Origin of the sequence: Candidatus Methylobacter favarea (assembly GCF_902806695.1) — a bacterium.
GTDB lineage: Bacteria > Pseudomonadota > Gammaproteobacteria > Methylococcales > Methylomonadaceae > Methylobacter_B > Methylobacter_B favarea.
Window position 1 is genome coordinate 1 of sequence record NZ_CADCXN010000075.1, and the last position, 20,440, is coordinate 20,440.

Below are 20,440 nucleotides of genomic sequence, written 5' to 3' on the forward strand. Positions count from 1 at the left end.
ATACCGCCATGCCCCCTCACTCAAATTACTCGGGTAACGTTTTTTCCGTTTTTTGTGCTCATACTATTTATTTCATAATCAAAATTGATACCTTATGGGCGAAAAGATGAATTTCCAAACAGCTTCTGAGTTATGGCATTGTCATCCGGAGTTATTTACCGAATTAGTGAACAAGGAATCAAGTTTAAAAAACGCGAAGTCAGCGCTATGACTGCCGATGCCTTCGATGAGGAAATTCATATTGAATGGGACTTGCAAGCACAAGTTACTTCATAGGATCAATTGCCATTTTTCTTTAATGAGAAGGACTGGAGTCTGCTGGCTACAAGAGCTTTTGTACCGTTGTTACAATCTTTTACGCAGCCAACTATGCCGAAGCCACACTTAAGCTGGTTGGGATGTGTAATACTGATAAGCCCGGGCGACCGTTGCTTAAGCTTCCCATCTTTATGATTACTAACCTCACTTTATTTGGAAGATTCAAGTTCAGGCTAATAACCAAATCCTCGACTTTTGCAGCCGTCGGGGATGGGCATTACTGGAGCATATTCTGCATGCGAGCTGGCCCCTACGCTTTATTTATGGGGATTGGGGCTGAGGAAGCGAGTGCTCATGACTGAAGCCGAACAGCGCGGCGTCGACTATGTGTTCAAGCTCCAAAAATCATTGAACATCAAGAAGTTGATTGTTCAGCCGCATTGTAAAAACTGGTTGGAAGGAAGCCATGACGGCTGGGAAGCTCTAGCTATTCAACTAAAGTTGAGCATTTGGAAGCAGACACGTCGCGTTAATTTGATCCGTAGGCGATTACAGAAAAACGTTGTGATTGCACGCGCTATCCGCCCAGCACTTCCCTGGCACCTATCACTGTTGAGCCTGCTGAAAATATGGCCGCTTATGAGATCGCTTATGAGATCGCTTATGAGATAAAAATCGAACTAAGATGCCTGCTGACGGTTACCTGCAAGCTCTTCCGGGCTGAAATCATCGACCGTAATGGCCGCCAGTCTTGCCCGTTCAGCGGCTTCAATTAAATCGGCTTCCTGTTGAGTGATTATGTTTTGGGCTAATGCGTCCGCAATAGTTGCGGATTGATCAGCTTTGGCCAGCAGCTTTTGTTTTTGAGCAAGGCGAATTTTGGTTTCCATCGGCGCGGCGGCCAATACGGCTTTAAAAGCCACTTCGATTCTGCCAGTAGCATCACCGGCTTTATTGTTAATGTAAATGCCGTGGGTCAGGCGCTCGCGAACTGGCGCATCGGCAAGCAGCAGGGATGCGGTTTCGTGAATCAGCCGGTCGCCTGGAGGAGAATAGGGTTTGCCGGTAGGGAAAATAATAATGCGCAATAGCCAGATCAGAGGCCGCAAAGGAAGTTTCCAGAAAATAGCCCGCACGGACTGTTGCGCGCGGTAAATGGTCTGCCGGCAAGCCCAGTGCAGCAGGGGCGAGTCGTCTTTAGGGCAGCCTTGATCCTGATAATGTTTAAGCACGCATGAGCACAGGTACAGATTGCTTAAGGCATCGGCAAAACGGCCGGAAATTCTCTCTTTGCGTTTAAGTGTGCCGCCCAAGGTTAACAAGGCAAAATCGGCAAGCAGGGCAAAATTGACGCTGAGCCTGGCAATTTGTCGGTAATAACGCTGGGTATCTTTATCGCCTGGGACGCTGTGAAAACGGGCATTGGTTAATCCCAGCCAGAGACTGGCAGCCATGTTGTGCATAAAAAAGCCAAGATGTTGGAACAGGAGGTTATCGAATTCCGGTAAATTGTTTTGTTGCAGCGCCGCCATTTCTTTTTGAAGATAAGGATGGCAGCGGATCGCGCCCTGGCCGAAAATCATCATCGTGCGGGTCAGAATATTAGCGCCTTCAACGGTAATACTGACGGGGATAACCTGATACAAACGGCCCAGATAATTTTTAGGCCCCAGGCAAATACCGGCCCCGCCCTGAATATCCATGCCGTCGTTGACGATGCGGCGCATTCTTTCAGTCAGTTCGTATTTGAGGATGGCGGAAATAACCGCCGGTTTTTCGCCGTTGTCTAATGCGGCTGTAGTGACTTTGCGCGCGGCGTCAAGGATATAAGTTTCACCGGCCATGCGTGACAGCGGCTCTTCTATGCCTTCCAGTTCTCCAATCGGCAGCTTGAATTGCTTGCGTACGCGGGCATAAGCGCCGGTGTTGCGGCAGGTAAACTTGGCCGCGCCGACACTGAGAGCAGGCAATGAAATGGCTCTGCCGGTAGCCAGGCTTTGCATGAGCATTTTCCAGCCATTGCCGGCTTGGGCGACGCCGCCGATTATCCAGTCCATAGGAATAAATACGTCTTTACCCCAGTTGGGTCCGTTTTGAAAGGCCGAATCCAGGGGAAAATGGCGTCTGCCTATGGAAACGCCAGGGGTATTGGTAGGAATAAGCGCAACGGTAATGCCGATATTTTTCTTGCCGCCGATCAGTCCATCCGGATCGTAGAGCTTGAATGCAAGCCCCAGCACCGTCGCCACCGGCCCCAGGGTGATGTAGCGTTTTTCCCAGTTAAGACGTATGCCCAGCACATTGTCCTGTCCTTCAAACGCGCCATAGCAGACAATGCCCGTGTCGGGCATGGCGCTAGCATCGCTGCCTGCCTGCGGGCCGGTCAGGGCGAACGCGGGAATTTCCTCGCCGCTTGCCAGACGAGGCAGATAATAATTTTTTTGCTGTTCTGTGCCGTAAGCCAGCAGTAGTTTCGCAGGTCCCAGAGAATTGGGAACCATTACCGTTACGGCCGCGGTGCTGCTGCGGCTGGAAATTTTCATGACGATTTCGGAGTGGGCCGTGTCGGAAAAATCCAGTCCGCCATAGCGTTTCGGAATGATCATGCCGCAAAATTTCTGCTGTTTTATATAATCCCATACTTCCTTTGGCAGGTCTTTGCGGTTATGGGTAATATCCCAATCATTCAGCATTTCACAGAGCCTTTCCACGGGGCCGTCAATAAAGGCCTGTTCTTCTTCGGTTAATTGCGCTGCGGGCAAGTCCTGTAATATTTTCCAGTCGGGACGGCCGGAGAATAGCTCTGCTTCCCACCAGGTATTGCCGGCTTCCAGCGCTTCCTGTTCGGTTTGCGACATGACGGGAAGCGCCGCTTTCATCAGTTTGGAAAGCGGGCGGCTAAGCAGTTGCCGCCGAATAAAAGGGATATTGAGCGGTATAAAAACCAAGGCAAAAAAGATTAATAAAATTTCGCTAAATGCCGTCGCGCCATTGACCAGGAGATAGCCGCCCAGAAGCAAACCTGTGGCCAATGCAGTCCATCGCAGGGAGCTTCGGTAATAGAGCAGGCCCCACAATAGTATTAATAGCGCTAATAACCAGAACATTCCGTTCTCCTGTTAATTTTATTGGCATTCCGGAGTGTGATTATTCAGATCCGGTCATTATTCACTGGCAGCAAAATCAGCTAATTTCTTAAGGGCTTGCCGGTTTCCAGCATGTGCTCAAGCCGGGCCAGCGTGCCGGATTGTTTTACCAGCGACATAAAGGCTTCGCGTTCCAGCGCGAGCATGTCATCTTCAGTCAGGGGCGAGGTAATATCGCTATCGCCGCCGCTGAGAACATAGGCCAGTTTTTCCGAAACTTCTACATCGTAAGCTGTGGCCTTGCCTAATAAGCGGAAGGCTTTTATGCCCATGCTGAGCAAAATCCCGGCAGTTTTTCCGGGCATGGGATAAACGCAGGGTTGTTCAGGCGCAGCGTAATTTTCAGACAGCGATAATGCTTTGGCCTTAGCATCAGCTAACAGACGGTTTTTATTCATGGTAATACCATCTGAATCTGCCAGGAACAACAGTTCTTTTGCTTCGGCAGCCGACTTTGAAACCTTGGCCAGGCTAATGGTTTCAAAGGCTTTAACGACCGGCGGCATGGGGCCGCGCGGCCGTTTGGTCAATTCAAGCCAGCGGCGCAGGTATTCCTTGCAGCCGCCCCAGGCGGGAATCAGACCGACGCCGACTTCGACAAGACCCATATAAAGTTCCGCATGCGCCTGAATGGCATCGCTATGCAATAATATCTCGCAGCCTCCGCCCAGAGCCAGTCCCGAGGGTGCGCCGACGACCGGGAAGGGCGCATACTTCAGGGCCTTGTAAGTCTGTTGTCCCTGTATAACCAATTGCTCGACGGCTGGCCAGTCGCTGCTGTGAATAGCTTGTATCAGCAAGCCCAGGTTAGCGCCGGCAGAGAAATTTTCGCCCTCATTATGGATGACCAGCGCTGAGAATTCGCTGCTGACTTTAGCGATGCTCTGCCTGATCAGCGTCATGCTATCCATGTCAAGCGTATTCATCTTGCTGTGAAATTCCAGACAGGCAACGCCGTCGCCAATATCCCATAAACTGGCGGAAGGATTTTCAAGCACCGCCGGGCCTTGCAGTTTAATATCCGAGAGCAGCAATAAGCCCTCGGCGCGTTGTACGGGATGATAGGCGCCGGATAAATCGATAAAAGCAAGCTTGCCCGAGCTCACTTTATACAGCGGACGTTTTTCAGCCAATAAGGGCGGAACGTCCCGGTTTTCTGCCTGAAGTTTATCCACAAACCAGCCTACGCCCAGTTGATCCAGCAGTTCGAACGGACCGTATTTCCAGTTATAGCCATCACGCAGGGAGGCATCGATGGCAATTATGTCGTCCGATATTTCGGGAACCAGGCCGGCTGTATAAGCCAAGGTTTTTGACAGCACTCGCCAGGCATAAATCGCGGATGTGTCGGCAGAAGACAGGAATGCCTCCAAGCCGGCTTTTTTTATCGCCTTTACAGCCTCCGGACCGGGTCTTTCGCTGCGGCTGTACTCGCCTGTTTGAAGGTTAATCGATTCTTTAACCCGCTTGCCGTTTATTTCATTTAAACGGTAAAAACCGCCTTTGCCTTTTCTGCCCGTATAGCCGTCGGCTATCATTTTCCGGACTAGCTCGGGAAGGCGGTTGATTTGATGAAAGGCATCCTGCGGCGGTAAGGCTGATCTCATACTGTCCAGAATATGCGGAATCAGATCCAGCCCAACCAGATCCAGCAGACCGAATATGCCGGTTTTCGGAATGCCGAAAGGCGCTGACATGACCGCATCAGCCTGCTCAACAGTCAGCCCCAGATCGATCGCTTCCAGCAAGCCGCATTGCAGCCAGTAGATGCCAATACGATTGCCGATAAAGCCGGGCGTGTCTTTACAGTCAACGCAGTTTTTACCTAAATGGATATCGGCAAAGCTGCGGATCGCAGAAACCAGTTCAGGACGCGATTGCGGGCCCGAAATCAGTTCCAGCAGGCGCATATAGCGGGGCGGATTAAAAAAATGGGTGATCATGAACCGCTGTTTGAAATTTTCCGGCATGTCCTGCACTAATAATTTCAAGGGCAACGTAGAGGTATTCGAAGATATCAGGCAATCTTTACGGCAAATGCCTTCCAGTTTTTGGTAAAGCGATTTTTTTATTTGGAGGTCTTCAATAACGGCTTCAATGACCCAGTCTACATCAGCCAGCCAGTGCAGATGATCTTCAATATTGCCCGGCGTCACGAGCCGGGCATTATTTTTATGCATGAAAGGCGCAGGCTCAGCCTTGAGCAGTTTTTGAATGGCGGTTTCAGCGATGATATTGCGATTCCCTGCAGCTTTGGGAACGATGTCCAGAAGATACACAGGAATACCGGCATTACTGATATGAGCGGCGATGCTCGCGCCCATGACGCCGGCGCCGACTACAGCAGCTTTTTGAATGTTCATCAGATTGCCTCCAGTATGGTTGCAATACCCTGTCCTCCGCCTATGCACATGGTGGCTAGTGCATAGCGCTTGTTTTCGCGTTTCAGCAAACTGGCCGCTTTGCCGGTAATTCTCGCGCCTGATGCGCCCAGCGGATGGCCTAAGGCGATAGCGCCGCCGTCCAGATTAAGTTTAGCCAAAGGTACGGGCAGTTCTTTAAGGACGGCGAGGGATTGCGCGGCAAAAGCTTCATTCAACTCGACGATATCGATATCATCCAATTCCAGCCCGGCCCGCTTTAAGGCTTTATGAGTCGCACCGACCGGGCCGATACCCATGATTTCGGGCGCACAGGCGGAAACGGCAAATGCTTTAAGGCGCGCTAATTTTTCCAGACCGTTGGCGTCGGCGTAGTCTTCGCTGCACACCAGTACCGCCGCGGCGCCGTCTGTAAGCGGTGAAGAAGTTCCGGCCGTCACGCTGCCCGCGGCCTGGAAAGCCGGAGGTAATTGCGCCAATGATTCAGGGGTCGAGTCAGGGCGGGGACATCCGTCCAGGTCAACCACGTCTGATTTTGTTGTTATCGCTATGATTTCATCAGTGAATCGGCCATGCTGCTGGGCGTCATGGGTTTTTTGCTGACTTAGCACGGCGAAGGCTTCCTGATCGGTTCGCTCTATCTGGTATTGCTTCGCCAGGTTTTCCGCAGTATCCCCCATGTTGATATAAGCCTGTGGAAAAGCTTCGTAAAGGACCGGATTGGGCATATTGTTGAATCCGCCCATGGGCACGCGGGTCATGGATTCAACGCCGGCACAGATAAATACTTCGCCGGCATCCATCTGAATCGCCCCCGCCGCCATGTGTATGGCCTGCATCGACGATCCGCAGAAGCGGTTAACGGTGCTGCCGGCTACGCTAACGGGCAACCCGGCTAAAGGAACTAAAAGGCGCGCCACATTGAGTCCTTGCTCGCCTTCGGGAAAAGCACAGCCCAGGATAAGGTCTTCTATATCATTCGGGTTGACGCCGGTTTTGCTGATTAAGCCTTTTATTACCTGAGCTGCAAAGTCATCAGGCCTGACTTTGACCAATTTTCCTTTATTCGCCGGAGTAAAAGGGGATCTGCAGTAGCCTGCAATCACAACATTTTTCATGTTATTTCTCCTGGTAATTATTTTTTAGCTATGTCACATGCTTAAGTAGTTAAAAAATCTCAATTAATTTTAATTAGACCGGGATATGCATGGTTCGTTTCATTACCCGGCTTTACTGCCTTTGTTTCCTTAAGGCAATTATCCATGAACTCATTAATAGCATCCCAGGTTCCCCCGATATTCTCCATTAAAATACCGTGCCGATTTGAGTTTATAATCTTGAGCTGCTTATTTGGCGTTTTTAATTTATTCATCAGTTCCAAAGCGCTTTTGAAAGCGACAACGGGATCATGATCACCGTGTAGAATTAATACGGGGATTACAATTTTTGGCAAAAATTCGTCCATATGTTGAATGAGTAGTCTTAATTCATACAAACATTTGACCGGCGTATTGCGATAATTAACCCAGGGGTGCTCCGAGATATTTTCAATGAAAGGTTTAATGCCTTCATAAGAGGAAACCCAATCCACCAGTTTATTGGTTCCATGCAATAACGGCACCAGCATGAATGCAGAATTGATGAATTTTAGCGGCACGGCCACGGCGATTACGCCTATTATTTCAGGATGTTGCTCCGATGCCAGTTTAAGCGCTAAGGCGCCGCCGGTAGAAAATCCGGTGACGAACATGCGTTCACAGTGCGCTTTGAGGATATTGAAACCTCTCAGCACTGAGGCATACCAGTCTTCCCGGCTTTGATCACGTAAAGCATAGGGCGATGATCCGTGGCCTTTTAGTCTGACGCCCATAACCGTATAGCCCAGTTGGACAAGGTACTCGCCATAAGCCCTTAATTCGGCAGGACTGGCGAGCAGGCCATGAATCAGTAATATGCCGAGGCCATTGCCTTGTTTGGGTTCGAGAAAGAAAGGCGAGGAATCGGCGGCAGCCGTTTCCTGCTCATTAATATCGTCATAGATGGGCTTTGAATAGGCGTGGCGCTCCCAGCTTAAATCGCGGCATTCATCATCAAAATGCCAGACTGCAAGTTTTCGCTGATCAATTCCGTCACATTCAGCCAGAGCCTGAATCAGGGTATCGCGCACCAATTTTATGGGTTCGGCTTCATTGTCATACACTGCGATCATATTTTCGAGTCTGATTTTATCCAAATCATGCTCTTGCAGAAGCTTGGGCAGAAACTGATAGGAATCCCCCCGGTCAGTAATAAGGCCGCTGGTTTTGGCTTCAGAGACAAACTGTTCAAAGCGTTTACTGGTGCCGGTTGCCAGATCACTATAATCAATGGGATTAAGCAGGCTCCTGTGCAGATTGATATGGGTATGGTTTTGTAGATGTTTGACAGCAATATAAAGGGTAGTGAAAAAGCATCGCCGCTTAATTTGCGGCTGGTCATTTTCAATACAATACATGATCAGCGTCGAGGCGAGATGACTTAAATTAATAGTGACATTTGCATAAATCTCCTGCATGTATTGATCACGCGTGGCAATAGCGGCATTTTTAAAATAGGATCCCAATAATTTTTGTTTCCAGTTTTTAGGGGCTGAGTTCAGGGCAAAAATATCATCCAGGGTTTTAAATTCAGACATAACCCTGTTTAACAAAAAGCGGATACGCCAATTCCACGATTTAAAGGGGATAATAGGGGTGCCCATGCGAATATCCATATCGGTATTTTTGAACAGAATATTGCCTTCGACCAGCAGCTCTTCAGTTTGGCGCAAACTTAAGCCCTTGCCGAAAAGTTCTACCCCGCTGAGCAATATATTTGCCGAGGACCGGATGGGATAGAAAGTAATATTTGAGGGTATTATCAAGGTCGGTTTTAGTGCTGAAACCAGTAAATGATCAAGACTGTCAAGTTGCAGATCCTCCTTCCAGCGTAATTGTTGAGCATAATTTTTAGTATCATAGGCATTCAGGATGGCGGCCTTGAAGACTTCTATGCCTTGAGCCAAAACGGCAGCGCCCGAATGATGTTTGCGCCTTTCGCCGGTTAATCGTGAGTAAACGCTGTAATGTCCGTATTTGTCGATAACATGGTGGTCTTTGACCATGCCGCCTTCGGGGAAAATTATCACTTTACGTCCACGCAAGACCTGAGCGGCAAGCAAAGGGAACAGCCGGGCATGATTATGCGGAAAGACCCCGACGTTTTTCAGGTATCTTGACAGGACGTTATCTTCAATAAAAAATTCGGCCGAAGCGATAGCACAACTATAAGCACCGGTTTCTTCAAAAATAAAAAATTGCGGAATAAACGTTTCAAAGCGGGAAAAATGGTTGAATAAAAAAATATCCCCTTGCTGTACCTGCGTGTCCTCGGCATGCAGTGTCATTTTGACACTCAGCATTTTTTTCAGGGTATTAAAGACCTTGACTGATCTGTTATAGAGGGCTGTATCTATATCGTTCCAGCTATCAGGGTCGGGTTTTTGATTCATTACCGCTTATTTATCGTCGGGAGCGGATAAATCCAGCATATGCCTTGAATTGTTGGTAACAGGAGCTGAGCTGGGATTACTGGCAGCCGGAATTGACCTGGAATTGTCAATTACAGGCGCAGAGCTGGAAGCGGGGGCCGCAGGCATTGAGTTTGAATTATCAATAACAGGCACTGAATAGGGATTGCCAAGTGCAGGAATTGCCGTGGAGCCTTTGGTCAGATTGGCTGAACTGGAGGCGGCGGACTCCTTGTTGTCGCCTGTGCCTTCCGACATGATATCCTCATCCGGTTCCAGGAGGTCATTTTCATCCTGCGGCGGATTGCCGTCATGAATCAGGTATTCGCGGTGCTGTTGATAAGCGTTTTTAATAAAGTCATAGCGATCAACAGAGGCCTCGTCGATCATTTTTTCAGTCGACATGAGACCGGCCCGCGTATCGGCGACATCAACTGCCTTGGTGCCGGTGGTAACGGCATTTATGGCGGCGCCGCCAAATAGGGACGCATAGGTTAAAGGATTCAATAAGGCATCGCCCACCAGTCCGACCGTATCTCTGGGGGAGCTTGCGCCAAAAAACGGCAGTACCAGATAAGACCCGGATGGAACACCCCAGAAACCCAGCGTCTGTCCGAAGTCTTCATTGTGTTTGGGTAAATCAATATGTTTTGCCACATCGAAAATTCCGGCCATACCCGCTGTCGTATTAACTATAAAGCGGCTCGCATCCATACCGCCCTGTAAAAATTTTAGCTGGAGAAAATCGTTAACTGTTACCCCGATGTCATTGAGGTTGCTGAAGAAATTAGTCACTCCTTGATCAACCGCTTCCGAGGTTATCGCCAGATAACCTTTGGCCACCGGCTTTAAAATAGCGTCGTCAACATCGTCGTTAAACGACTGCGCGCCACGGTTCCAGCCTACCCAAGGATCATTTGGATTTACCTGCGTGGAGGTTGTGGCACAACCTCCAAAAGCGCCTGAAATTACCAGGCTGCTCAATAGGAGGCGTATGTTAAGGGCGGATTTTCGCGTAATCATTGCTATCTCGTTGAATTATTATTGGCTTTATATTAAGTGTTATCTCCGCGCATCGGAATAGGTATTATGCTGTTATTTTTTATAGCCAGTATAGCGCGATCAGAAAATAATAGAAAAAACCTCTGGAAATCAATAAGGGCTGCCAAACATATGCTTTGTTGAACGCCAAGTTGAGGCAAGCGGCAAATTTAACTTATGGATTTATAGTGATTATGTTCTGGCCAGTGGTTATTAAGACTTTACCACTGCAAATTGATTAATTAATGCCGTCGCAGTTAGGTGTCTGGTTATTCGATAGCGGATTTTTTTAAATGCCTTGTAAATAAAAATAAATTCGGCAGGCCGGAAATTATTAGTTGACAGAATAATACTCTCTGTTTCTTCGCCAGGCAGATAAATAGCTTCCATACCGGAATCAGGATAACCGGGGTTGGAAAATTCAATAGCCTGCGGATTAATGCCGAGCATTTCCACGCCCGCAAATAAACCGAATTCTTCGGATTGTGCAAGCCTGCGTATTACTCCAATAGCAAGGGAAAAGTCTTTATTCTGCAAGCCGAGAATATCCCCAATCCGCAGCTGTACATCCGGGCTTATCCAGATCAGGCCAAAGCCTTTTTCACTGGCGTCAACAAGCTTTATATTGGCCTGGATTTCTTTTTTTTGACGGCTATTCCAGATGTCCTCAGGATCAATTCTTGTGACTTCTAGCGGCGCTTCATCAAACGTAAAAATACCAACTGCCTGTTCTGAGCTGTATTCAGATTGACGCATAGTCGGGGATTTTTGTTCAGGATTTATTATTTCCAGATGTAATTCGCGTAATTCTCCAGGGCGCGGTAAGTTGATCAATCCTTTACCGGAAGGATCTTCAGCTGTTAATGCCTGTTTGCGTAAATAAAAGATGACATCGTTAAAGCCGATTATGCCGAATTGCTTGTCTGCCGTTTTTTTTCTGGGATATTTTCTTTGCGGGTTCAGGGTTAATGTTTTTGCCAACCGCAATAACATGGCCTTATCAGCAGGACAAGCATGCAGATTTTTATCGGACGATGCTTCAAGGATTTTGCCGGCGACCTCGACTGTTGCAATATACAGCGTATTCTCGTCCTCTTTATGAACAGCAGGATCAGGAATTGCAGGCGGTAAATTTTTATCAAGATAAATACACGGTATGCCTTTGAATTTTTTTTCCGGCACTACCGATAATAATTTCGCATGCTCCGAATAGCGACTTAACAAGTCATAAATCGCCCGCATTTCCGAAGGAGAAAATTGATTAGAATTGCTCAGGCTAAATACCAGGATGTGCTTGAAAGCCTTATCGATTGCCTGTGCTTCAGAAGCTGCCGCGTCTGTGGTCAGATTATTTTGTTGCGCCAGGCGGTAAAACTGAAAGCAGTTTAACCAGAAACCGGCATAGGGCTTTTTATAAGTCTGCGAGATATGCAACAAGGCTTTTCCCAGCGCTTGAAGGCCATGACTGATAATTAAAGACTTTTGCGGCACGGAATAAACGCCGGCTCTAAAGCTTTCTTCTCTGCTTAATAGCGCATAGCCATTGGCTAATTCCGCGCAGGCCCAAACTGCAATTTCAATTTCATGGTGTTCAGCCAGGAGCGGCAGGGAAGGGCTTTCAGGCACTGAGCCGGGAATAAGCCGGTCTGTCAACCGAAATAATACCGGCTCCAGTTTTTCCAGAAAAAACAGTCTGATACTGTCCGGCATGGGGTGGTTATTGAGGGCTTTCAATACCTGCATAAGCTCTTTACAACACTTGGGAGCATCAGTAGCAGTCAGGGTTTTAAGCCATACTGAAAACTCTATTTCGTCAATGGCGAACGGGAGGGGGCGAATTTTTAACACCGGACAGGCTGCAAACATCAAAACGGACAAAATCTATACGAATCTGGAAAGTTACCGATCATTGTCAGCAAAGGGAGTGATCTTGTCAAATAGCGGAAAACAGTGAATATGAACAGTTTAACAGAGGGCTTCTGATCAAATTTAATAGTGTTTAAGAATGAAAAAAGCCGATCAGAGCAGGGTGATGCCGGGCAAACTGCAAATTCTATATTTCCGATTAAAGCGCCATAACAAAAATTAACTTCCCAATATTTCGTCAACTTGGTATTGATGGATAATTAATGTAATCTCTGAACGTGTTTTAAATAAAGTAATCTGAGCCGGTACCGTCTTTTTTGTGTTCTGGCAAATAGTCGTATAAAATTTTTTCACCAATCGGAATTTCATGAGGAGATCGCTATGAGTATTTTTACAGAAATAGTCAAATCCGCCACCGGCGCCAATACTTCGGAAGAAGCTGAACCTAAAACCCGGAATCTAGTGACTGGCGCATTGGGAATGTTGGACTCGATGGGCGGAATCAACGGCTTAGTTAAAAAATTTCAACAATCAGGAATGGGCGATATTGCAGCGTCATGGGTGGGCACTGAAGAAAATAAAAGCATACAGCCTGACCAATTGACTGATGTATTGGGCAAAGACCGGATTACAGGCCTGGCCCAACAGTCCGGAATCCCTGAATCTCAAAGCGCCTCTGTGCTTTCGAAGGTTTTACCGGCTATGGTCGATAAATTGACGCCCGAGGGAAAGGCGCCCGAATCCAGCAATCTGTCAACTTTGAGCAAAGTTCTTTTGGGCGGTCTTGGCGGCATTGGGGTTGCGGCAGCGGCAAAAGCGGCAGTAGACTATTTTGGCGATAAGGATGATGAGAAACAGGCAGCCAAGCCCGAACCATCCATCCCTGCTGCAGGCGCTGCTGCGGCCAGTGCGGGTGCGCCCGAGACGCCGGCGGGTCGAACCTACACCGTAGTCAGCGGCGATACGCTTTCCAGGATTGCCAAACAGTTTTACCACGACGCCAACCAATGGCCGCGCATTTTTGATGCGAATCGCGACCTCTTAAACAATCCGGATCGCATATCCCCCGGTCAACATTTACGTATCCCTTAACGTTAAGCAAACCCTCAGGAAAGTAATAATGTTGAGGCCCGCCGCTGCATGCGTATCGGCGAGTCTCAACATTATCCTGCCAGGCCGCGTATGAGAGGAAAACTTTTTGGCCTTATTAGCAGAATAATTCCAAGGAGGCGGAAATGAGGGTTTGACAACCGATGTTTCCCCCGAACACGCGCACAGCGCCAATGAACCCGCACAAAAAGAGGTACAAGTCCATGCTTGAAGCTCTGGCCATTACCCATCTGCTGCAAAATTGTAAGGAGCTGAGCGCCTTTTGCAGCCAGAACGGCTGGATCATCAACGAGTCGATCCACTATGAAATCATCGAGCGGCAACCCGATAATCTATTGATCTATGTGACTTTTCTCGAAAGCATCATGGAAGGCTCCGGTTGTCAGTGCGATCAGAAATCCTGTTATGGCCGTTTGCGGTTGAAAATAAATGAGCCGGGGGAAATAATCGGCCTCGAACTGGCCTGATTTTTTCACATTACAGCCACGCAGGGTGCGAGACGTTGAAAGAACCCAAAGCCCGCCACCGGTTTATTTAAAACTCCGGGAATAATTAAAAATTCCGGTAAATAGCCCGGAAGTGGTCGAAAAAATGCCCTTCCTTTTTCACGGCTTTGCTGGGTTTGTGCGGTTCCCGGTCAAATTATCAAAAATGGGGTAATTTTTACTTTTCCATCGTTTTGATAAAGGCATTGGCTTCATTAATGGACTTTTCCATAGCAGCAATCAGGTTTGAAACATCTGTTTTTATTGAACCCAATTCGGTTTTCAGAGAAGCAATGGCTTGGGCATTGAGATTATGCTTCATAAACATCACTTGGTCTTTAAAAACCGCCAGAATAGGTTTGATTTTTGATTCAGCACGCTTCATGGCCGTAATCAATTGTTTATATTGAATTTTGGTTTGATTGAGCTTATTTTGACTGCTGCGTTTGAGAGTAGCGCTGCTGTATTGCGTTAGTTCATTTTCCCATTCACTGAATAAGGCTTCCGATACATCTTCAATATCCCTGATGCGCTGCTTGACTTCATCTGCTTTATTAACACTGGCCTCATACTCACGGTTTAGCTTGTTATAAGTCGCTTCCAGATCGCCGCCTTTGAAATTAGTGACAGCTGTAAACTGATCCAGGGCGGATTTGAATTGTTCTTTCGTTTCTTCCTGGGTGTCCCGTGCTTTTTCAACCCGATAGACCATCACTTCCCGCTTAGGGATTCCTATTTTTTCCAGGCCGCTGTAATAGATGCTGGAACAGGCGCTTAGGCTAAAAATCAAAGACAAAAATAGCATCTGCAAGTAGTTCATTAAAATCTCCAGTGGCAGTTTTGAAGCATTTATAGCATAAACAACAGTGTCGATAAGCGGCATTATAAATACAGTCGTTGAACCAACGCTGAAAATTTGAAATCGATATCCTCATAGCTGGAAACTCAGGTTGCTTAACTGGGTCTCAGAACGGTTCCTGCATTGTTTTACAGATGTAAGAGCGTGGTGGATAATGAAGACTCAATTAATTCTGATGGGAGTTGAAAACGATGCACGGATTATTACGCAGCTTGCTCGGTTTTATCGTCTTGGTTGTAACGATTGCTCTTGCGACCTGCCAATCGATGGTAAAGGCCGAGCCTGAGCCATCAAGTTCAAGCTATTCTGCTAAGGCCTCTTTAAGCAGCGGCTCGCAGGCGGAATAATGAACAATTTTAGGAAAACCAGACGGTTTCTCGCCGATATCTGGCAACGCTATTCCCCGCGGGGCCTGCTGCTTTATTTCCTGCCGATCGCGCTGATTCCGGCGACCTTTATCGCCCTGGCAAAAGGCCATGTGCTGGGCGTTTTGGTCAATGCCGCCGGTTTTACCTTATATATGGCGGCCGCCTGGTTTTTGCGCAGGGGATTCCAGGCCGAGTATGTTTACGCCAATAGCCGTATTGCCCGCCCGCCTGGACCGCCGCTTAAAATGATAGCGGCCATCATCACAGCGCTGTCGACCGGCATGATCGCCTGGCTAGGCGCTGGACATTCGCTGCCGGTAGGGCTGATGTTTGCCGGCGGGGCCTTTCTGGGCATGTATCTGAGGTACGGCTTCGATCCGCAGGAGGAAAAGAAAATACCCGCTGTCCATGGCTATGCCGGAGATGAAATCCGGCAGGCTCTCGAGGATTCGTCGCGCATCGTCCGCAGTATCGAACAGGCGAACGACCGGATTCGCAATAGCGAGTTAAACCGGCGCATCGAACGCATTTGCGAGATTGCCGACAATATTCTGGCGGAGATTGAGGCCGATCCTCGCGATTTTCGCCGGGCGCGCAAGTTTCTTAATGTCTATCTGGACGGCGCCCGGCAGGTGACTGAAGGTTACGCCAAAACCCACCCCCAAACTCAGGCCGGCGAATTGGAACAGAATTTCCGCAATGTGCTGGAAACCATTGAATCGACCTTTCAGGAACAGCATCAAAAACTGCTGGAAGAAGATCTTTTCGATCTGGATGTAAAAATCGAAGTATTAAATACGCAGCTCAAACGGGAAGGCATCCTTTGATGTCATTACACTATAGAGGATTTAAACATGAGTGAACAGCAGGCGTCCACGACGACTCAAACGAAGACCAGCACGGCCGATAGTTTAGCGTTCAAAGAAATAGTCCCCGGCGTAAAAGCCGAGATGGCCCCGCTGGCCGAAGTGCCAAAGGAGAGACAGCTGCGTGTGCAGCAGTTGCTGAATGAAATCGATGTCAGCAACACGCAATCGATCCTCTTTTTCGGCAGCAAGGCGCAGGCGCAGTTGACCACGATTTCCGACCGCATGCTGGATGGCGTCAAAAACAAGGAAATAGGGCCGGCCGGCGATGATTTGAGCGCAATGGTGGCCACGATACGCGGTTTCGAGGTCGACGACCTCGATCCAAACAAGAAACAGGGTATTTTCGACCGGATGCTGGGCCGGGCCAAACCGGTTGTCAAGTTCCTGCAGCAATACGAGGAAGTGCGCAAACAGATCGATACCATTACCGACAAGCTGGAGCGGCACAAAACCGGTTTGCTGACCGACATCATTTCGCTGGACCGCCTTTATCAGGCCAACCTGGACTACTTCCATACGCTGGAGGATTATATCGCCGCCGGCGAAGAAAAACTGCGCGAACTCGATGATGTTGTCATTCCCGAGCAGGCCCGGCAAGCCGAAGCCGGCACCGAAGTCATCGCCGCGCAAAACCTTCGCGATCTGCGCGCCGCCCGGGATGACCTGGAGCGGCGCGTACATGACTTGCGGCTGACCCGGCAGGTGTCGATGCAAAGCCTGCCCGGTATTCGTCTTGTGCAGGAAAACGATAAAGGCCTGGTCAACAAGATCAATTCGACCATTGTCAACACAGTGCCGCTGTGGCGTCAGCAACTGGCGACGGCAGTGACCATTTATCGCTCCTCGCAGGCAGCGGAAACGGTCAGGGCCGCGACCGATCTGACCAATGAGCTGCTGGCCGCAAACGCCGAGAACCTGAAGCTGGCCAATGCCGAAACCCGCAAACAGCTGGAACGCGGCGTGTTCGATATCGAGACGGTCAAGAAAGCCAATGACGCGCTGATCGCGACGATAGAGGAAAGCCTGCAGATCGCCGATCAGGGCAAGAAAATGCGCAAGGAAGCGGTCGCGCAACTCGAGCAATGCGAAACCGAACTGCGCCTTACCCTGGCTTCGGCGCAGGCAAAGTCCACCATCTAACGCGGATTTTTTGATAGATTTGATAAGCGTAAAACTGGCGCACAACAGTGGTTATGGTGATTAAAGCAGCTAAGCCTCTTTGCGCAAGGGTTGAAACGATTGGCCGAAATCACGCAGAAGAGGCGTTAACAATTTCCGGTTGAATCCGAAGAGCAATTAAAACAAGCCGGTTACCTTGCCATCATCATCAATATCGATTCTTTCTGCCGCCGGCACTTTGGGCAAGCCCGGCATAGTCATCATATCGCCTGCGATGGCGACTATAAAACCTGCGCCGTTCGCCAGCCTGACCTCACTAATTTCCACCGTGTGTCCCGAAGGCGCGCCTTTAAGATTCGGGTTGGTTGAGAATGACATTTGGGTTTTTGCTATGCAGATCGGGAACTTGCCGTAATCCGCCTCCCATGCCGCTAGCTGGGCTTTAACCTTGGCGCTAGCAGTAATGCCGCCTGCACCGTATAACGTAGTGGCGATTGCTGCGATTTTATCCCAAAGACCGAGGTTCTCATCATAGACATATTTGAAGCCGGGTTCCCGGTTGTCGACGATATTAACGACTTCTCTGGCCAGTTCTTCGGCCCCTGCGCCGCCTTCCGCCCAGTGCCTGGAAACTACGCATTTTGCCCCCAGCGCAGCGCATTTTTGCTTCAGTAAAGCGATTTCGGCCTCGGTATCAAAGGTGAAGTGGTTGATACAGATGACGCAAGGCAGGCCGTAGTAAGTGGTTATGTTGTTTAGATGGCGTTCAAGATTTTCAAAACCTTTTTCCAGAGCGGCAAGATTTTCCCGGCTTAAATCCTCCTTGGCAACACCGCCGTGAAATTTCAGCGCTCTTGCCGTTGCGACCAGAACCACGGCGGAGGGCTTTAATCCGGCCATGCGGCATTTGATGTCAATGAATTTTTCAGCGCCAAGATCGGCGCCGAAACCTGCTTCTGTGATGACATAATCAGCCAGTTTTAATGCGGTCCTGGTTGCTGTTACTGTGTTGCAGCCGTGGGCAATATTGGCGAACGGTCCGCCGTGAATAAAGGCAATGTTGTTTTCCAGGGTTTGTACAAGGTTGGGCTTGATCGCATCTTTCAATAATGCCGCCATCGAGCCCTGAGCTTTCAGATCGCTGGCGTAAACAGGCGTAACCTTATCGGATTTATAACCGATGACGATGCGCCCAAGGCGTTCTTTAAGATCGGCCCGGCTGGTGGCCAGACAAAGTATAGCCATGACTTCGGAAGCAACCACGATGTCATAGCCGTCCTCGCGCAAATAGCCGTTAGCGGGGCCGCCCATGCCGACTATTATGTTGCGCAGAGCCCGGTCGTTCATATCAACCACGCGTTTCCACTGGATGCGCCTGGGGTCTATGTCCAGGGCATTGCCGTGATTGATGTGGTTGTCAATCAGCGCGGATAAAAGATTGTGCGCGACGCCGATAGCGTGAAAGTCGCCGGTAAAATGCAGATTAATGTCTTCCATGGGAACCACCTGGGAATAACCGCCGCCTGCGGCTCCGCCCTTTACACCGAAACACGGGCCCAGGGACGGCTCGCGCAGGCACAGTATGGTTTTTTTGCCGATACGATTCATGGCATCGCCCAGGCCTACTGTTGTTGTGGTCTTGCCTTCGCCTGCAGGCGTAGGGCTGATCGCTGTCACGAGAATCAGTTTGCCGTCTTTTTTACCGGCCAGACTATTGACATACTCCAGCGACAATTTGGCTTTATAATGGCCATAGGGATCAAGGTGTATGGCGTCAATGCCATAGTGTTCCTTAGCCAGCCCGATAATAGGTTTCATATGGGCCTTTTGCGCAATTTCTATGTCCGACATAGGGTCTCCTGATTTTTAGGGAGTAATTTAAAAGTGCTGAACAAACAGTTATTGTTGAAGCAATAAGCAAACATGCCTTGGGGATAATAGCCACGGATCAGGGCAAGGCCACTACCCCGTCACCATCTTTACCAGTGGCAGCAACGAAGCGGCGCCGGCTGCAGGCGCTCTGCAGCCTTCAGGCCGGAGTTTAAAAACGGCGAGGCGAATGGATTTCAGATTAAAACACGTCAAGGCATAAAGCCTTTGCTGCATTAACGGTAAACAGGGAATCGCGAGCACAGAAAGCTGACTTTTTCGCGCACTGCGCTAATCACTCTTTCGTCCTCCATGTTTTCCATAACGTCACACATCAAGTGAGCGATTTCCGACATCTGATCTTCTTTGAGCCCCCGCGTTGTCGGCGCCGGCGTGCCTACGCGAATGCCGCTGGTTACAAAGGGAGATTGCGGATCATTGGGCACCGCATTCTTGTTGACGGTGATATGGGCTCTGCCTAGCGCAGCATCAGCTGCTTTGCCGGTAATGCCTTTGGGAACCAGGGAAACCAGCATCAGATGATTGTCGGTGCCGCCTGAAACCACGTCAAAGCCGCGTTTCATGAAAACCCCGGCCATTACCTGAGCATTTTTGACAACCTGCTGTTGGTAAATGCGGAATTCCGGCTGCAAGGCTTCCTTGAAAGCAACGGCTTTAGCGGCAATAACATGCATTAAAGGCCCGCCCTGAATGCCGGGGAAAATAGTGGAGTCGAATTTTTTCTCCAGGTCAGGATTGCTTTTGCACAGAATGATGCCGCCGCGCGGACCGCGTAATGATTTATGCGTGGTGCTGGTAACTACGTCAGCGTAAGGTATCGGGTTTGGATAAAGCCCTGCCGAGATTAAACCCGCCACATGCGCGATATCAACGAATAAGTAGGCCCCTGCTTTATCGGCGATTCTTCTAAAGCGAGCCCAGTCCATAATGCGCGAATAGGCGGAAAAGCCTGCAACAATCATCTTGGGTCTGTGTTCGAGCGCCAGCGCCTCGACTTGCTCGTAATCAATATAACCCGTTGCCGGGTTTAACCCATACTGGACAGCATGATAGAGTTTACCGGAGAAATTGGGTTTGGCGCCGTGGGTTAAATGGCCGCCGTCGGCAAGGCTTAAGCCCAGTATGGTATCACCGGGCTGGATTAACGCCATGAATACGGCCATATTGGCTTGCGAGCCTGAATGCGGCTGCACATTGGCGTAATCGGCGCCAAACAATTCCCTAGCGCGGTCTATGGCCAGTTGTTCGACTTTATCAACAAATTCACAGCCGCCGTAATAGCGTTTACCGGGATAGCCTTCGGCGTACTTGTTGGTCAAGAGCGTGCCCTGCGCTTCCAGAACCCGCGGGCTGGCGTAGTTTTCAGAGGCAATCAGTTCGATATGATCTTCCTGGCGGTTACGCTCTTCTTCCAGGGCCTGAAATAATTCCTCATCGAAGCTTTTGATGGTCATTGAGTTTTTAAACATTGTGTCTCCTGCTTTGGATTGATTCTGTAGTG

General features: G+C 49.2%; 15 protein-coding genes. 6 read left to right on the plus strand and 9 right to left on the minus strand.

Annotated features, from left to right (window positions below; genetic code table 11):
* The first annotated feature begins 132 nt into the window (after positions 1-132).
* Positions 133-276, plus strand: a complete 144-nt coding sequence (locus tag HUX64_RS11825) for a hypothetical protein (protein ID WP_174626435.1) — start codon at positions 133-135, stop codon at positions 274-276.
* 336 nt (positions 277-612) lie between these two features.
* Positions 613-930 carry a hypothetical protein gene (locus tag HUX64_RS11830; RefSeq protein ID WP_174626436.1) on the plus strand — a complete coding sequence of 106 codons (318 nt, stop codon included), beginning with the start codon at positions 613-615 and terminating at the stop codon, positions 928-930.
* An 8-nt stretch (positions 931-938) separates the two neighbouring features.
* Here HUX64_RS11830 and HUX64_RS11835 read toward each other — a convergent pair whose 3' ends face one another.
* The 6 genes from HUX64_RS11835 to HUX64_RS11860 all read right to left on the minus strand — a co-directional run bounded on the left by HUX64_RS11835 (position 939) and on the right by HUX64_RS11860 (position 12,251).
* Positions 939-3,365: an acyl-CoA dehydrogenase gene (locus HUX64_RS11835; RefSeq protein WP_174626437.1), complete on the minus strand. Its 2,427-nt coding sequence runs from the start codon at positions 3,363-3,365 to the stop codon at positions 939-941.
* Positions 3,366-3,445: 80 nt separating this feature from the next.
* Complete coding sequence (locus HUX64_RS11840; RefSeq protein WP_174626438.1) at positions 3,446-5,767, minus strand: 3-hydroxyacyl-CoA dehydrogenase/enoyl-CoA hydratase family protein; 2,322 nt, start codon at positions 5,765-5,767, stop codon at positions 3,446-3,448.
* The gene (locus HUX64_RS11845; RefSeq protein WP_174626439.1) at positions 5,767-6,903 is read right to left on the minus strand and encodes a thiolase family protein; all 1,137 of its coding nucleotides are present in this window, start codon (positions 6,901-6,903) and stop codon (positions 5,767-5,769) included. Before HUX64_RS11845 ends, HUX64_RS11840 begins: the two co-directional genes overlap by 1 nt.
* Before the next feature lie 59 nt (positions 6,904-6,962).
* On the minus strand, positions 6,963-9,314 hold the full coding sequence (locus tag HUX64_RS11850) for an alpha/beta fold hydrolase (RefSeq protein ID WP_174626440.1): 2,352 nt from the start codon (positions 9,312-9,314) through the stop codon (positions 6,963-6,965).
* Between the two features lie 6 nt (positions 9,315-9,320).
* Entirely contained in the window at positions 9,321-10,355 is a 1,035-nt protein-coding gene (locus tag HUX64_RS11855) for an MlaA family lipoprotein (protein ID WP_174626441.1), read from the minus strand.
* Between the two features lie 231 nt (positions 10,356-10,586).
* On the minus strand, positions 10,587-12,251 hold the full coding sequence (locus HUX64_RS11860; RefSeq protein ID WP_174626442.1) for a hypothetical protein: 1,665 nt from the start codon (positions 12,249-12,251) through the stop codon (positions 10,587-10,589).
* A gap of 369 nt (positions 12,252-12,620) precedes the next feature.
* On the opposite strand from HUX64_RS11860, the gene HUX64_RS11865 reads away from it, so the two are divergent.
* Positions 12,621-13,331 carry a YidB family protein gene (locus tag HUX64_RS11865; protein ID WP_174626443.1) on the plus strand — a complete coding sequence of 237 codons (711 nt, stop codon included), beginning with the start codon at positions 12,621-12,623 and terminating at the stop codon, positions 13,329-13,331.
* 221 nt (positions 13,332-13,552) lie between these two features.
* Complete coding sequence (locus HUX64_RS11870; protein ID WP_174626444.1) at positions 13,553-13,816, plus strand: hypothetical protein; 264 nt, start codon at positions 13,553-13,555, stop codon at positions 13,814-13,816.
* A 196-nt stretch (positions 13,817-14,012) separates the two neighbouring features.
* Here HUX64_RS11870 and HUX64_RS11875 read toward each other — a convergent pair whose 3' ends face one another.
* Positions 14,013-14,654, minus strand: a complete 642-nt coding sequence (locus tag HUX64_RS11875) for a DUF2959 domain-containing protein (protein ID WP_174626445.1) — start codon at positions 14,652-14,654, stop codon at positions 14,013-14,015.
* A gap of 385 nt (positions 14,655-15,039) precedes the next feature.
* Between HUX64_RS11875 and HUX64_RS11880 the strand changes: the two genes are divergently transcribed.
* Both HUX64_RS11880 and HUX64_RS11885 read left to right on the plus strand, forming a co-directional pair.
* Positions 15,040-15,888, plus strand: coding sequence for a 5-bromo-4-chloroindolyl phosphate hydrolysis family protein (locus HUX64_RS11880; RefSeq protein ID WP_174626446.1), 849 nt, complete (start codon positions 15,040-15,042; stop codon positions 15,886-15,888).
* Between the two features lie 27 nt (positions 15,889-15,915).
* Positions 15,916-17,070 (plus strand): toxic anion resistance protein, encoded by a 1,155-nt coding sequence (locus HUX64_RS11885; protein ID WP_174626447.1) that lies wholly within the window; start codon positions 15,916-15,918, stop codon positions 17,068-17,070.
* A gap of 156 nt (positions 17,071-17,226) precedes the next feature.
* Here HUX64_RS11885 and HUX64_RS11890 read toward each other — a convergent pair whose 3' ends face one another.
* Positions 17,227-18,900 carry a formate--tetrahydrofolate ligase gene (locus HUX64_RS11890; protein ID WP_174626448.1) on the minus strand — a complete coding sequence of 558 codons (1,674 nt, stop codon included), beginning with the start codon at positions 18,898-18,900 and terminating at the stop codon, positions 17,227-17,229.
* A 254-nt stretch (positions 18,901-19,154) separates the two neighbouring features.
* Positions 19,155-20,408, minus strand: coding sequence for a serine hydroxymethyltransferase (glyA, locus tag HUX64_RS11895; RefSeq protein WP_174626449.1), 1,254 nt, complete (start codon positions 20,406-20,408; stop codon positions 19,155-19,157).
* Positions 20,409-20,440 lie beyond the last annotated feature (32 nt).